Source organism: Paenibacillus sp. 1781tsa1 (assembly GCF_024159265.1).
Lineage (GTDB): Bacteria > Bacillota > Bacilli > Paenibacillales > Paenibacillaceae > Paenibacillus.
The window spans coordinates 2,260,864-2,274,829 of record NZ_JAMYWY010000001.1; the positions used below are offsets into that span (position 1 = coordinate 2,260,864).

A 13,966-nucleotide genomic window follows, 5' to 3' on the forward strand; every position below is an offset into this window, starting at 1 on the left:
ATAAGCTACATCATGGTGTTCTCAAGCAAGATTTTAAGTGCCTCCATTGTACCGGCACTTTTGGTGAGAAGTCCTGCCATCATTTTACGTGCTTGTACAGGTTTCATCTCTCCAAGTAGCGGTTTGAGTTCGTTAACCTCTCGCTCAAGTTGTTGTACATGAAGCTCCAATGTTGTCAATTTGCTGGCAACTTGTTCTTCTGTACTAACCAGACGCCACTTCTCAAGAGATTGCTTAATCTCGTCGAGACTATACTTCTCTTGTTTCATCTGTACAATACGTTCAAGCCTCGTTAAAGTTTCATTACTATAGAGACGATAATTTTTTTGTGTGCGTTCTTCGGGAGCGATCAGTCCAAGCTTTGTGTAATAATCAATCGTCCGTTCACTAACACCAGCGGTCTTGGCGAGCTCGCCAATCCGAAAAAGTTTCATATCCCCAATGATATTCACCTCGCTTGCAAGTTCAAATGTAGGGAATTGTAGTTTCCACTTGCGAATTTCTATACTACGCCCAATTTTTCTTACTAATAAGTATGATACATGATCTTTAACCGTACAGTCAAACGTTATGCTTTGGCAATCAGCATACTGCATTTCTATATCTATGTACTCATAGAATGTGATTATGTACTTAAGTGCAAGAAAAAGACGTATGACTTTATTCCCAGAAATAATTTTCAGATTTGATGAAAATACTCTTGTCAACTTTCCTCTCTTCTGCTTATAATGACATTAAGAGTTTCACGTTATGTGAAGAAACTTAACATAAGAGGGAGTGGGGTATATGAGAAAGAAATGGTTGGTTTCCATGTTAGTAATGCTTACTTTGTTCGCTTTTCCGGTCAGCGCATTTGCGGCTGCGGAGGGTCCGACTAACATTGAACTTCAAAGCGGTTTGAACTCAGCTTTTACGTTTCTGGCTGTGGTACTCGTGTTCTTGATGCAAGGGGGATTTGCTTTACTCGAAGCGGGTTCAACACGGATGAAGAATGCAGGACACATTGCGGGTAAGACCATCCTGACATTGGGAATTTCAGTAATTGCCTTCTGGGCTTTGGGCTTCGGTCTTGGTTTCGGTAATGGTAACAGCTTCTTTGGAACAACAGGATTCTTCCTGAGTGGTGACAAGATGGCTGCTTCCTTCGAATCACTTGCTTTCTCCGATGTTCCACTGACTATTAAATTCGTATTCCACCTTGCCTTTGCGGCGGTATCTCTGGCCATTGCCTGCGGTGGTATGGCTGAACGTGCAAAGATGAGCGTATATATTGTTTTCGGTACACTGTATACCATTATCATGTATCCGGTTGTTGCTCACTGGGTATGGGGCGGCGGCTGGTTGGCTGAACTGGGTATGCAAGACTTTGCAGGATCGACGGTTGTTCACTTGACTGGTGCGACTGCAGCATTGGTAGCTACCATCTTGTTGAAACCACGTATTGGAAAATATAACAAAGACGGTAAACCTAACATCATTCCAGGTCACAACCAAGTGTATTCCGTACTAGGGGTTATTATCCTCTGGATCGGTTGGTTCGGATTCAACCCAGGTAGTACGTTATCTGCCATGGGGGATGGATTCTTCGGTTATGTTGCATTGACTACTAACGTAGCTGCTGCAGCCGGTGGTGTTGCTGCGCTGTTGATCTCATGGGCAGTACTTGGTAAGTCTGATATTCCTAGCATGTTAAACGGTGTGCTTGCGGCACTCGTTGCGATTACAGGAGCATGTGCATTCGTTGAACCTTGGGCAGCTCTGGTTATCGGTGCTTTGGCGGGTATCATCACATTCTTCACAGCACAGTACTTCGATCGTAAAGGAATTGACGATCCAATCTACGCTTTCTCCGTGCATGGTATTGCTGGTATGTGGGGTGCGATCTCCACAGGTTTGTTCGCTACTCCTGAACTTGCCGAGAATGCGGGTGTAGGTCAAGCGGGTCTGTTCTATGGCGGTGGCTTCCACCAATTGGGCGTACAACTTCTAGGTCTGGCAGGTGCTTTTGCCTTCGTACTGGTGATGTCCTTCATTATTCTGGGCGGAATGAAAGCGATCATGGGCATCCGTGTTACTGAAGAAGAAGAAACAATGGGTCTGGATATCAGTGAGCACGGTACTTACGGATACCCTGAACAAATGAAAAATGTAGATTCTAAATCGGGTGGCGGTACGTTCAGCTCCTGAGGTGAATAATGCTGAAACATGCTTCAAGGAGGCTGGACATGATGGAACCCATCTCGTTTACAAACTATTCCTGGTCTTATCGGGGAATCGATGGTGCGGTGTCTGTTCCAGAACTGCGCCAGGCACGTGTGATATTACAGAATGAGCTCCAGGAATTGTTGTCCGCTTCCTTGTCGCCAATCGAGTGGTACCAGACGGTAAATGAACTGCATGACCGGATTGCACGGAAAGCAGTAGAGTTATGCATTCAGGGGATGGTTGAGGAAGGCTTCGGCCAACCTCCCGTCCCCTATGCCTTTATCGTATTTGGCAGTTCTGGCAGGGAAGAAGCAACGTTATGGAGTGATCAGGACAATGGCATGATCATTAGCGATATCCCGCATGAGGGTAAAGGGGAATACTTTGCCGAGCTTGGACAGCGAATGACGGATATATTGGAAGGGCTTGGTTACGCCAAGTGCGAAGGAAAAGTCATGTGTTCAGAGCCACTGTGGAGAAAAACGCTGGCGTCATGGAAGCAACAATTATCAGAGTGGAGTTCAGATCTGAATTGGGAGCCAGTTCGTAATCTGATCATCGCTTCAGACATGCGTTTTGTTGCGGGGGAGCAAAGTCTGGCAGAGGAATGGATCACGAGTTTTTATGAACAGTTCAGACTCGTTCCTGAACTTTCGGATGCAGTTCTTCGTAATACGGTTAAACATAAAGCTACATTAAATGTACTTGGACGTGTGGTCACAGAACGATTTGGTGAACATGCAGGCGGATTTGATGTCAAGTATGGTCTGTACATTCCGCTTGTGAACAGTGCCCGTTATTTGGCTTTGCAACATGGGATCAAGGAGTCATCTACGTTAAAAAGAATGGAGAGACTGACTTCACTTGAGGCTGTTCCGTTTACATTACTGGATGCATGTCAGCGGGCCTTCATCGCCGCTTTGAAGTTTCGTAGAAGTACACCGGTTGTCATCCAAGGGAATTTGCAAAATAGCAGTGGGTTCCTGGATGAGAAGCAGATGAAACAAAAACAGATTCATTATGAGCTCAGGGATACGCTCGGGTTGGTACGACGAGTGCATCGTGCTTTGCAAAGACAGTTGCGTTTTGCAGAAAGGAGACGTCCATGAGAGAGCCGGCAAGGGGCAATACAGGATTCTGGAATTCGCTGCGTCAGGGAGGGGTTCCTTCCGCCATCGCTTCCATTATGGGAGCCCCTACGGCGCAACACATGGCGTTTATCCGTTCGATGATGAGAGAACAGCGCAGACCTGAGGTTCTGCATACGCCTCTAAATGAGCTGGACGCAGTTGTATTTGACCTCGAAACGACGGGTTTTTCACCCCAGCATGGGGATGAGATTATCTCATTTGGTGCGGTCCGTATACATGGTGGTGTGGTGCTGGAAGGAGAGCAGTTCTATACGGTTGTACAGTCCAAGACTGAGGTTCCGGAACATATTACTGAACTTACAGGTATTACACAGGAGATGACTATGGACGCGCCAACTTTGCTGGAGGGATTACATGATTTCATGTCTTTTGTAGGGGGAAGTGTTCTGATTGCACACGCAAGTGCGCATGATCGAGCCTTTCTGAATGCTGCTCTGTGGCGGACTTCAAAAGTAAGACTGACACATCGTTTAATTGATACGATGATGTTGGCCCGCTGGCTTGAACCAAGCAGGCCGGGGTATGGTCTGGATGAATTACTGGAATCCAGAGGGATTCCGATCTATGGGCGTCACCATGCACTGGAAGATTCGAAAATGACTGCACAGTTATGGTCCTGTTATCTGGAGGACATGATACGTAAAAATGTGGAGACCTTGGGGGATTTGTATACCCAGCTAAGTCACGCGTAATGGGACGGGAAGCAGATTGTATGAAGGCACAACGCGGTGAGCCTGATCCTGTGATTCTTTCGAAGATACAATCTGATAACCGTTCAGATGCATATGAGATCGCAACCCGCTTGTTAGGTCTGGTGAGCCGATGAGGTACATTTGAAGCAAACCGGCAAAGGCCGGAAGGGCTTGCATGTCCTCTAGGGAAGGTACAGGACTAGTCTGCGGATGAGAATGGAAGATGCCGATGAGTTTGGGTTCGGAGAATACGCACCGAATCCATTCGGCATCGTCCAGAGCAAAATGGTGCAGCGGGTCAGGTGCTACGTTACGAATGGGCTGAAACCGACTGATTCGTATACCGCCCGCTGCGGTTTCACCCAGCATAACCCCGCAGGCTTCTTGCGGCAGCGAAATGAACATGTGCTCACACATCTCTTGTTCTACGGAAGAAGGGATGTAGAAGGTGTTCTGCTGTCCGTGAAGTGCTGCCATTTGTATTCACCCCTCTCTCTTTGGCTCCTGCTTAGGCAGGAGTCCTTTTTCATTTTATTTTCTGAGATGTGGATTGTAAAATTTTAAAGGAAAAGGGTACAATATTAAAGAGAAAGTATGTGAATCATGTTCTGGTGAACTGTAATAGAGCGTGATAAACATCTAGCATGCACAGAAATACGGTTTCAGTTTCAACAGGCTAATTATACAAAAAGGGTGGCGGGTTATGAAACGAAACAAATACATACTCCTCGGTGTTATCTTGCTTGTTAGTATTACAATGGCCCGGAATACAGAAGGCGGGATTGCCGCCGTATTTAAGCAGGATGAACCCGTGCCTACGGAGACGGGGCCACGTGCGGGTCTTCTGGCACCTGCTTTTTCTCTGACAGCAATGGATGGGAAAACGTACAGTGTGGGCGGCGCCAAAGACAAGGCGACTTTCGTCAGTTTCTGGGCATCGTGGTGTGAGCCGTGTAAACAGGAAGCTCCCGAGCTGAACAAAATGGCTGAGAAATATAAGGATAAGCTTGACCTCTATGGCGTTAATGTAACATCCTACGATAAACTGAAAGATGCCAAAGCTTTTGTGGATGAATACCAACTGAAGTTCCCTATTCCCTTGGACGAGAAGGGGACCGTGTATGCTCAATATAACGGAGTGGCTTTTCCAACCAATGTTCTGATTGACTCCAGAGGCGTTATACAGGAGATTGTTCTAGGCATATTGCCTGAGAAAGAGTTGGAACGTAAGATTAAAGCGTTAGTTGCAAATTAATTTTTTGCAAAGAAAGAAGCCTTTGCATCCATGAATCATGGGTACAGAGGCTTCTTTTTATTTTCCGGGAAATACACTTTAATGATTACTTAGCCCGTGAGCAGGAATAGGGAGTGTACCTGGCTCATCCTGCAATTTTTCTTGTAGCAGTGCATAGCGGAAACTATGCACAAGAGCTTCCCAACTTGCTTCAATGACGTTCTCGGATACACCAACCGTGTTCCATGTGTTTTCCGTATTTTTGGATTCGATCAAAACACGAACTTTGGCAGCAGTGGCATCCTTCTCATCCAGTACACGTACTTTGTAGTCCGAGAGATGCATATTGGCAAGTGAAGGGAAGTATTGTACCAGTGCTTTCCGAAGCGCGTTATCGAGAGCGTTAACCGGACCGTTCCCTTCAGCAGCGGTATAGACACTTGTTCCAGCTACATTAAGTTTGACAAAAGCTTCAGAAACAACGGATTTGCCCGCTGTTTTCTCCACAAGCATTTTGAATGATTCGAAAGTGAACAATTCTTTCATGTCACCGTTCGCTTCACGAATTAACAATTCAAGCGAGGCGTCTGCGCCTTCGAACTGATAACCCTGATGCTCCAGGTCTTTGATTTTTTCGATAATCTGACGTGAATTGGCACTGCTTGGATCGAATTCAAGCCCCAGTTCCTGCGCTTTGGATACAATATTACTCTGACCGGCAAGTTCCGATACCAGCACACGTTGCTTATTGCCAACAAGTTCAGGCACGATGTGTTCATACGTACGCGAATCCCGCAGGATGGCAGAGACGTGGATTCCGCCTTTGTGAGCAAAAGCAGCATTGCCGACATAAGGCTGATTAATCGGCATATTTACATTGGCAATCTCGCTAACATAACGAGCCACGTTTGTAAGTTGTCTCATGGAATCCTCAGTAACACATTCATAGCCAAGCTTCAGTTGCAGGTTCGGGATAATGGATGCGAGATTGGCGTTACCGCAACGCTCTCCATAACCGTTCATCGTTCCTTGAACCTGACGGGCTCCAGCTTGTACAGCGCTTAGTGTGTTGGCCACAGCAAGTTCACAGTCATTATGTGTGTGTATGCCGAGATGTGCGTGAGGCAGGCTTCTATGCAGTGTGGATACGATCTCGTGCACCTCGTTAGGCATTGTCCCGCCGTTGGTATCACACATGACGAGCCAGTCCGCTCCTGCCTCGTGAGCCTTGGTCAAGACAGCTTGAGCATACTCCGGGTTATGTTTGAATCCGTCAAAGAAGTGTTCTGCATCAAAGATGACTTCCATACCATTCTGTTTCAGATAGGCGATGGAATCATAGATCATGGACAAGTTTTCTTCCAATGTAGTCTGCAAAGCGGTATGCACATGGAAGTCCCATGATTTACCGACCAGGGTTGCAGCCTGAGCACCAGATTCGATCATGCGTTTCAGGTTGGCGTCTTCACTAGCAACGCTGCCTTTACGGCGTGTACTGCCAAAAGCAACGACCTTTGCGTTCAGGTTTAATTCCTTGACTCTTTTGAAAAACTCAATGTCCTTGGTATTGCTGCCGGGAATTCCGCCTTCAATATAATGGACACCCAGGTCATCAAGCTTCTTGGCAATTTTGAGTTTGTCGTCTGCCGATAAGCTGACACCCTCCCCTTGTGTGCCGTCACGTAAAGTCGTATCGAAGATGGAAATGGCCTTTGACATAAAGATCCTCCTTTGAGATAAAGCGCTCTTTTAAAAGTTTGGATTATAAGTTGGGAAAATCTGTTAAGAACGTTAGTGGACGAATCCTTCGATTCGGCAACGCTACACTGTGTTAAACTGGGTGCGCTGATTTGTCCTAAAGTCGTCAATTTGTATAATTAATTATTATAGCACCATTATAGCCAAATGCTACATAGAAATCGCAGTTTCATGTAACAATTAACGGATTTTAGAGCAAAAAGAAGGATGTTATTCATAATCCGGATGTATGTTATACTTTATTATTGAGTTTTAATTGGAATATATGGAAGAAAAGGAGGGCAGATTTTGACTTTTGTATGGGAAAATACAGTTATTGCCCTGATTACTTTGATACTTTTTGTGAGTGTAGGCTGGTTGATTATTCGATCTCTGATCAGATCTTGGAGAAAATAAAAAGCCCGCGACTGAATTTACATAACGGGTTTGATATACTATAGAAGAAAGTAATTTAGTTTCATTAATTAGTGTACATGAAAGGGCGGGGGTCATGATGTCTTCAGACGGCAATCCTCCAGCGAATGTGGATCAATATTACCCTACAGCCGGACGGGTGATTCTGCATGTGGATATGAATGCTTTCTACTGCTCTGTACATGAAGCGGAGGAACCGGATCTATATAGAGGAAAAGCAACAGCCGTTGCGGGCAGTAGTGAACTGCGCAAGGGTGTAATTGTAACCTGTTCATATACCGCTCGTAACCGAGGGATCTCAACAGGTATGGTTGTGCACCAAGCCATGAAAAAGTGCCCTGACCTCATTGTGATTCGTCCCGATTTTCATTTGTATCGTCAATATTCAAGAGCGTTCATGCAGATTGCGTATAGTTATACCCCTCAACTTGAGGCAACATCCATTGATGAGTGTTATCTTGATATTACAGGCTCAAGGCAATTTGGGAATCCAATGGAGATTGCGGAGAGCATTCAGCGCAGAATTAAGGATGAATTGGGACTGCCTTGTTCCATTGGCATTGCCCCCAACAAATTATTGGCGAAAATGGCTTCGGATCTGAAAAAACCGAACGGTATCTCCATTTTACGCATGAGGGACGTACCCCGGATTCTTTGGCACAGGCCATGTAACGAAATGTTTGGCATTGGCAAAAAAACGGCTGAAAAGCTGAAAAAAATAGGCATTGAAACGATTGGTCAATTGGCCAAGTCGGATGAGAACATGTTGACCGAACTATTTGGAGTCAATGGAGCCTGGCTCAAAAACTCTGCGAATGGTATTAACCATTCCGCGGTTCACGCGGAACGGGAAGCCAATAAGTCCATTGGGCATACAACCACTCTACCGGCGGATGTATCGGATATGAATGAGATTCATCGGGTATTCCTCAATATAAGTGACCAGGTGGCCAGGAGGTTGCGCAAGCACGAAATGTTCAGTCAGGGTATTCAGATTACGATTCGGACGCCGGATATGAAGACGATCACCCGATCACGTCTAATGGAAGTTCCTACGGAGGATGCAGCGGTCATTTACCGTGAGGCATGTCAATTATTTGAGAAGCATTGGGGAAGTGGCAAGCCTGTACGTATGCTGGGTGTGACACTTCAAAACCTGATTCCAAGAGAAGAATCCGCTGTGCAGATGGACTTGTTCGAATATGAGCAGAAACCCAAAAAGGACAATCTGATTCGGATTATGGATCAGTTACGTGATAAATTTGGTGAGAATGCTGTTGTGACTGCAGGCATGCTTGGGGACGATCCTTCCGTACTGCTTCGTAATCATAAAGTGCGGGGGACTTCCCTGCAAAAAGATAACTTGCAAAGTCTTGATTAAATAGGGGATAATAGAGACTTGTGGTTGCAAAATGATTTGTAATTATTCTTACTTTGGTTTAATATGTTTCTAGATAAAAACACTGTACGTTTCGAATTTTAGGAGGAGAGAATGTAAATGAGTAAATATACTTGGGTTGAAAAAGATACTTGCATCGCATGTGGCGCTTGTGGAGCAACGGCTCCAGACATCTACGATTACGATGATGAAGGTTTGGCAGAAGTTATCTTTGACGGCGACGCTAACAAAGGGATCAAAGCTATTCCAGACGACTTGTTTGACGATATGCAGGATGCATGCGACGGCTGCCCTACAGATTCAATCAAAGTAGCGGACGAGCCTTTCAATAAAGAGGGCTAATTTCTTACATGAACACAGAGCACTTTCTGTTGTCTTTACGACGAGGGAAGGTGCTTTTTTTTGTTTTCATTTAACTGTGATTATCTGATCTGTGGATCAAGGACGAGAATTGTCGAAATACCCTTTTTCCCACCGGGTACTCAAGTCCTATGCATTCAGCGCCTAGTTATGCCGATATATAAGGATATACGGAAAAAGGCGAAATAGTGGAGGATCGGATGCAAAATACTCATCTAAGAACATATGTCAAGAAACATCCAGACAATAAAATGGCCTGGTATCTGCTTGGAAAGGAGTACCTGGGCGAAGGACAGGAGGCTAAAGCCAACTATTGCTTCCAGCAAGCGGGCGAGGTTTATGAGGCATTTGAACGCAGTAAAGCTCCTGCTGACATCTGGGTGGACTATCAGGAGAAACTGGTGGAGATGTCGGAGCAAAAGGAGAAAAAACAACGTAGACGCAAAATGTGGCTTACGTTATTCATGCTGCTTGTACTGGCAGGCCTGCCACCTGCGGACGCTCCAGGTTTCAGTCGTGAAGCGGCAGATGCACTATCGGCGGCACTGGAATCTACAGATGACATCGCAGAGCCTGTAGAGGCGGATAAACAGGCTGTGAGTACGGCCACGCCACCAAGTAATGTGTTCACCGCTGCGGCGTTTGGCGGAGGCAGTCATGGCGAGGCTGCTCTCGCAGCTGCATGGTCCGGTTCTGGACCGAAAGTAGAGACTTCGGCTGTATTGGGAATGCAAACCTCGGAGGATTGGTCTTTATGGAGGCGAAATATGCCTGTGAAATACATCGTGCAGACGAATACAAGTGGGAAACTAACTGCACAGAGTTATGATGCCAAGCAGTGTAACTGTGAACCTCCTGAAGTCACGCCGAAAATCAAAAAGATGGCTATGGCTTGGACCGCGAAGCAGGAAGCCGCTGCATCATTATCAAGTGCAATCGTTGCCTATCGTAAAAAAAATGACGCTTGGCCCAAGAGTGTAACGCAAATGGCTCAGCCATTTCCGAATAATATTCTCGGAGAGACTGCGCCAGGCATGACCGAGATGTTTCCGAAGCTGCTAGCCTTGCATCAAGGAAAGGCACAGCAAGGAAAGGGCGAAGCAAGTGGAACAGAGGAAAGTTCGAATGCTTCAGATTCGTCTCAAGGCAAAAATGCCGCTTTTGCGGATACGCTAGGAAGTCAGCCTATTTTGCAGGAACCTTTTGAGATTGTCATTGATAAGGATATACATAAACTTGCATTAATCAGTGGGGATACCATTGTTCGTATGTATGATGTGGGACTTGGCGGTGATCGAACACCGGAAGGTTCATTTGTCATTACAGATAAAGTGGTGAATCCGAATGGACGTTCGAATGGTGAGTTTGGAAGCAGGGGGATGCAGCTCTCCAACACGAATTATGCCATCCATGGGACCAACGAGCCGGACAGTATCGGACTGGATGAGTCCCTTGGATGTGTGAGAATGCGTACAGGAGATGTAGAAGAGTTGTTTGCTCTTGCTCCGCAAGGTACTCCAGTACGCATTGGAGAAGATGTACTGCCAGATCTGACGCTTGTTCCAGAAGCAAAGCAGCGTTATCAGCATACGCTTGTTCCAAAGCAAGATAATCCGAACAAAACGTATCACTGGCTGAATTGATCTGTTGGATATGTAGAATCAGATGGATTCAGCCTGAATCATCTACATATTGGCAATAATGATAAGAGCACCAATAATGATGATCAAGCCGCCTACACTTGCTGCAGTCCATGCAATGGCTTTGCGATTCACTTCTTCTTTCTTTTGCTGTAATGCAGGTGGTTTACGTTTGGGAGCCATGAGTTATTCCTCCTTATTGGAATAGAACTGGTGTAGAGTAACCATGCTCTCATTGTAAAGAATTCAACTCGTCATTACCAGTGGACGGGTGGATTTCTTGTGAGCATTTTGCATCATTCGATTTGTGGTGTCTATGCGCAAACTACTTTCCTTTTTAATAAGAAACAGATAGACTTGTGTGTAGAGTGTTTTTTACATATGAAAAGACGGACAACGGCTTATTGGCGTACCGGACCAGAACGGAGTGAGTGATTTGTTATACAGAAGTCTTGCTAAACCTTTGTTGTTCAAAATGGACCCTGAACAGGCCCATCATCTGATTATTGGCGGCCTTAGTGGCGTGGGTAGCATCCGTCCGGTTCCTTCCGGATTGCGAGTGATGTACGGCGTACGTGAAACGTCTGATCTGGCTGTTGACATGTTTGGGTGTCATTTCCCTACACCTGTTGGTCTGGCGGCGGGTCTGGACAAAAACGGACAGGCCGTAACGGGCTTTTCTTCCATCGGATTTGGATTCATGGAAGTGGGAACCGTGACACCACTTGCACAACCAGGTAACGATCAACCACGGCTGTTCCGTTTGCCTCCAGATGAGGCTTTGGTGAACCGAATGGGCTTCAACAATCTTGGTGCGGAAGCCATGGCAGGAGAACTTTCACGTCTACAGGAGCGGCGTATTCCAGTGGCTGTTAACATCGGCAAGAATAAGGCAACGTCTAATGAGGAAGCTCACCTGGACTATTCCAAGTGCATTCAGGCACTATACGATTATGCTGATCTGTTCGTGGTCAATATCAGTTCACCAAATACACCGGATTTGCGTAATCTGCAACATGGGAATGAATTGAAGGAATTGCTGGCTGCGGTTATGAACGAGATGAACGTGCAGCATGCGCGAGCGGGCGGAGCGGCCAAATCCGTTCTGGTGAAGATCGCACCGGATGTGAATGATCAGGAACTTGAATATATGGTTCGCACCATTGCAGACAGCGGTGTTGCTGGCATTATTGCAACGAATACAACCATCAGTCGTACAGGACTTTCTCACCAACATGCGAAAGAGACTGGCGGTCTGAGTGGTAAACCTCTGCGTGAGCGTTCGACGGAGATTATTCGCCAGATCTATCGTCAGACTGAAGGTAAACTTCCGATCATCGGTTCAGGGGGCATTTTCACAAGTGAAGATGCATACGAGAAGATTAAAGCCGGAGCAAGCCTGGTCGAAATATATACAGCATTGATCTACGAAGGCCCTGAGGTGAATCGGCGTATTCATGCCGGACTGCGTGAGTTACTGCGCAAGGACGGTTATCGTCATATCTCTGAAGCAGTTGGTGCGGAGCATCGTTAAGAAGGATTGTGAATCCCCGGAATGAAATTATAGAAGCATGGGAGAGCGTAAAATGGTTCGGGACTCTTCCCCCCACCAAACATCATGTATAATGGAATAGAACAGGGGACGCTATAGAGACAGGAGGCATAAGCATGGACGGTAGAGACTGGGGTACATTTTTACTTCCTTATGAACAAGCGGTAGAGGAATTAAAAGTCAAGTTTAAGACAATGCGGGCGGAGCTGAAAAAACGGGAAGAGTATGCCCCGATTGAATTCGTTACCGGTCGTGTCAAAAAAATATCCAGTATTCTGGAGAAATCCAGACGACTGAATGTGTCGCTTGATGACGTGGAGACAGGCATTGAGGATATTGCAGGTATCCGTATCATGTGCCAATTTGTAGATGATATCCGTCGGGTTGCCGAATACATTCGAGGCCGCAAGGATCTCACGGTACTCATTGAGAAAGATTATATTACGAATTTCAAAGAGAGCGGCTATCGCAGCTTCCATATGATTATTGAGTATCCCGTTCAGACGGCTCTGGGACAGAAGATCGTATTGGCAGAGATTCAGATCCGGACACTTGCCATGAATTTCTGGGCTACCATTGAACATTCTCTGAGTTACAAATTTCGGGAGAGCTTACCGGATGACATGCGAGCCAGGTTGAAAAAAACAGCGGAGGCTGCTTTTGTACTGGATAATGAGATGTCTGCCATTCGGCTACAGATTTTGGAGGCGCAGAAGGCATTTGAGGATGATTCCAATATTGTGTCAAGAACATTGAATATCATTCATCAATTATACTTCTACCACCTTGTCAGTGAAGCGATTGAAGCACAGAAGCGTTTTAACGATTACTGGGAACGACATGATATGGAAGGGCTCAAAGACTTGCTGGATGATGTGAAAACACTTCTGAACAACGCCAGAAAGGGCGAAAACCCGGATGAGCATCTATGAGCCTCTGTACATTGACTACTTAATCTACTTCAATCGGGATCAGGATTATTTCGAGTGTCATGAGGTGCTGGAAGAATTGTGGCTTGAACGAAACCGGGATTCTCTCTATAAAGGATTGTTGCAGATTGCGGTTGGTTTATACCACTTCAGGAATGGCAATCTCCGCGGAGGCACGATGATGTTACAGAGCTCACTTGACCTTTTGGAACCTTATCCTGATACGATTCTAGGCATTGACCTTGGGACTTTGGTACGGGATGTACAGGAAATCGTGAAGGAACTGTCCCAATCAGATGCTCAGTCTGTGTCTTATAGGGATTTGTCCATACGAATTGTTGATGAGGTCTTAGAACAGGAGATATCTAGTAGATCACTTGAGCTTAAACCTAATATTCCGCAACGCCGGAGTCCTACCAGAGGACGAATATACGAAGAGAAGATGAAGGCGATGGAGCAGGGTAAAAGTTGAGCCGTAATCAGTCTTAGCATGCAAATGAGCATCTCATGGATATGAAGTTCCATGGTTATGAAACACCCCGACGATTCCTGTAAAGGGAAAGATCGGGGTGTTTTTGAATGTTGCGTCATATTCAGATAATTGCAGGTAGAACAGCCTGTCCTTCAACAGA

At 45.9% G+C, this 13,966-nt stretch carries 14 protein-coding genes; 10 read left to right on the top strand and 4 right to left on the bottom strand.

All coding sequences use genetic code 11. The annotated features are described in order from the left end of the window. Positions 1 to 5: 5 nt before the first annotated feature. Positions 6 to 434 carry a MerR family transcriptional regulator gene (locus tag NKT06_RS10210; RefSeq protein WP_017689377.1) on the bottom strand — a complete coding sequence of 143 codons (429 nt, stop codon included), beginning with the start codon at positions 432 to 434 and terminating at the stop codon, positions 6 to 8. A 352-nt stretch (positions 435 to 786) separates the two neighbouring features. Between NKT06_RS10210 and NKT06_RS10215 the strand changes: the two genes are divergently transcribed. The 3 genes from NKT06_RS10215 to NKT06_RS10225 are packed head-to-tail and all read left to right on the top strand — an operon-like array spanning position 787 to position 4,048. Then, positions 787 to 2,187, top strand: a complete 1,401-nt coding sequence (locus NKT06_RS10215) for an ammonium transporter (protein ID WP_253433342.1) — start codon at positions 787 to 789, stop codon at positions 2,185 to 2,187. Between the two features lie 41 nt (positions 2,188 to 2,228). Further along, entirely contained in the window at positions 2,229 to 3,314 is a 1,086-nt protein-coding gene (locus NKT06_RS10220) for a DUF294 nucleotidyltransferase-like domain-containing protein (RefSeq protein ID WP_483311616.1), read from the top strand. Next, complete coding sequence (locus NKT06_RS10225) at positions 3,311 to 4,048, top strand: exonuclease domain-containing protein (RefSeq protein ID WP_253433348.1); 738 nt, start codon at positions 3,311 to 3,313, stop codon at positions 4,046 to 4,048. Before NKT06_RS10220 ends, NKT06_RS10225 begins: the two co-directional genes overlap by 4 nt. Here the strand turns inward: NKT06_RS10225 and NKT06_RS10230 are convergent. Beyond that, positions 4,034 to 4,525 (bottom strand): M67 family metallopeptidase, encoded by a 492-nt coding sequence (locus tag NKT06_RS10230; protein WP_253433351.1) that lies wholly within the window; start codon positions 4,523 to 4,525, stop codon positions 4,034 to 4,036. The two genes, NKT06_RS10225 and NKT06_RS10230, sit on opposite strands and share 15 nt — an antisense overlap. A gap of 226 nt (positions 4,526 to 4,751) precedes the next feature. On the opposite strand from NKT06_RS10230, the gene NKT06_RS10235 reads away from it, so the two are divergent. Then, positions 4,752 to 5,303, top strand: a complete 552-nt coding sequence (locus NKT06_RS10235) for a TlpA family protein disulfide reductase (RefSeq protein WP_253433354.1) — start codon at positions 4,752 to 4,754, stop codon at positions 5,301 to 5,303. Positions 5,304 to 5,381: 78 nt separating this feature from the next. Here NKT06_RS10235 and cimA read toward each other — a convergent pair whose 3' ends face one another. Further along, positions 5,382 to 7,001, bottom strand: coding sequence for a citramalate synthase (gene cimA / locus NKT06_RS10240; protein WP_253433357.1), 1,620 nt, complete (start codon positions 6,999 to 7,001; stop codon positions 5,382 to 5,384). Positions 7,002 to 7,533: 532 nt separating this feature from the next. Between cimA and NKT06_RS10245 the strand changes: the two genes are divergently transcribed. From NKT06_RS10245 to NKT06_RS10255, 3 genes are all read left to right on the top strand, one after another. After that, positions 7,534 to 8,835 carry a DNA polymerase IV gene (locus NKT06_RS10245; RefSeq protein ID WP_253442473.1) on the top strand — a complete coding sequence of 434 codons (1,302 nt, stop codon included), beginning with the start codon at positions 7,534 to 7,536 and terminating at the stop codon, positions 8,833 to 8,835. Between the two features lie 117 nt (positions 8,836 to 8,952). Then, positions 8,953 to 9,195 (top strand): ferredoxin, encoded by a 243-nt coding sequence (locus NKT06_RS10250; RefSeq protein WP_090924741.1) that lies wholly within the window; start codon positions 8,953 to 8,955, stop codon positions 9,193 to 9,195. A 218-nt stretch (positions 9,196 to 9,413) separates the two neighbouring features. Continuing rightward, complete coding sequence (locus NKT06_RS10255; protein WP_253433360.1) at positions 9,414 to 10,856, top strand: L,D-transpeptidase family protein; 1,443 nt, start codon at positions 9,414 to 9,416, stop codon at positions 10,854 to 10,856. A 42-nt stretch (positions 10,857 to 10,898) separates the two neighbouring features. Here NKT06_RS10255 and NKT06_RS10260 read toward each other — a convergent pair whose 3' ends face one another. Then, positions 10,899 to 11,036, bottom strand: a complete 138-nt coding sequence (locus tag NKT06_RS10260) for a hypothetical protein (RefSeq protein ID WP_017689367.1) — start codon at positions 11,034 to 11,036, stop codon at positions 10,899 to 10,901. A gap of 253 nt (positions 11,037 to 11,289) precedes the next feature. Here NKT06_RS10260 and NKT06_RS10265 point away from each other — a divergent pair, with 253 nt between their 5' ends. The 3 genes from NKT06_RS10265 to NKT06_RS10275 all read left to right on the top strand — a co-directional run bounded on the left by NKT06_RS10265 (position 11,290) and on the right by NKT06_RS10275 (position 13,806). After that, positions 11,290 to 12,387 (top strand): quinone-dependent dihydroorotate dehydrogenase, encoded by a 1,098-nt coding sequence (locus tag NKT06_RS10265; protein WP_253433363.1) that lies wholly within the window; start codon positions 11,290 to 11,292, stop codon positions 12,385 to 12,387. Between the two features lie 134 nt (positions 12,388 to 12,521). Then, positions 12,522 to 13,337 carry a GTP diphosphokinase gene (gene yjbM, locus NKT06_RS10270; protein ID WP_124113953.1) on the top strand — a complete coding sequence of 272 codons (816 nt, stop codon included), beginning with the start codon at positions 12,522 to 12,524 and terminating at the stop codon, positions 13,335 to 13,337. Next, positions 13,324 to 13,806: a DUF309 domain-containing protein gene (locus NKT06_RS10275; protein WP_253433366.1), complete on the top strand. Its 483-nt coding sequence runs from the start codon at positions 13,324 to 13,326 to the stop codon at positions 13,804 to 13,806. Before yjbM ends, NKT06_RS10275 begins: the two co-directional genes overlap by 14 nt. The last annotated feature ends 160 nt before the right edge of the window (positions 13,807 to 13,966 follow it).

Coding starts and splice junctions, on each gene's coding strand:
- NKT06_RS10210 (WP_017689377.1), bottom strand. CDS start 434: ATGAAACTTTTTCGGATTGGCGAGCTCGCCAAGACCGCTGGTGTTAGT.
- NKT06_RS10215 (WP_253433342.1), top strand. CDS start 787: ATGAGAAAGAAATGGTTGGTTTCCATGTTAGTAATGCTTACTTTGTTC.
- NKT06_RS10220 (WP_483311616.1), top strand. CDS start 2,229: ATGGAACCCATCTCGTTTACAAACTATTCCTGGTCTTATCGGGGAATC.
- NKT06_RS10225 (WP_253433348.1), top strand. CDS start 3,311: ATGAGAGAGCCGGCAAGGGGCAATACAGGATTCTGGAATTCGCTGCGT.
- NKT06_RS10230 (WP_253433351.1), bottom strand. CDS start 4,525: ATGGCAGCACTTCACGGACAGCAGAACACCTTCTACATCCCTTCTTCC.
- NKT06_RS10235 (WP_253433354.1), top strand. CDS start 4,752: ATGAAACGAAACAAATACATACTCCTCGGTGTTATCTTGCTTGTTAGT.
- cimA (WP_253433357.1), bottom strand. CDS start 7,001: ATGTCAAAGGCCATTTCCATCTTCGATACGACTTTACGTGACGGCACA.
- NKT06_RS10245 (WP_253442473.1), top strand. CDS start 7,534: ATGTCTTCAGACGGCAATCCTCCAGCGAATGTGGATCAATATTACCCT.
- NKT06_RS10250 (WP_090924741.1), top strand. CDS start 8,953: ATGAGTAAATATACTTGGGTTGAAAAAGATACTTGCATCGCATGTGGC.
- NKT06_RS10255 (WP_253433360.1), top strand. CDS start 9,414: ATGCAAAATACTCATCTAAGAACATATGTCAAGAAACATCCAGACAAT.
- NKT06_RS10260 (WP_017689367.1), bottom strand. CDS start 11,036: ATGGCTCCCAAACGTAAACCACCTGCATTACAGCAAAAGAAAGAAGAA.
- yjbM (WP_124113953.1), top strand. CDS start 12,522: ATGGACGGTAGAGACTGGGGTACATTTTTACTTCCTTATGAACAAGCG.
- NKT06_RS10275 (WP_253433366.1), top strand. CDS start 13,324: ATGAGCATCTATGAGCCTCTGTACATTGACTACTTAATCTACTTCAAT.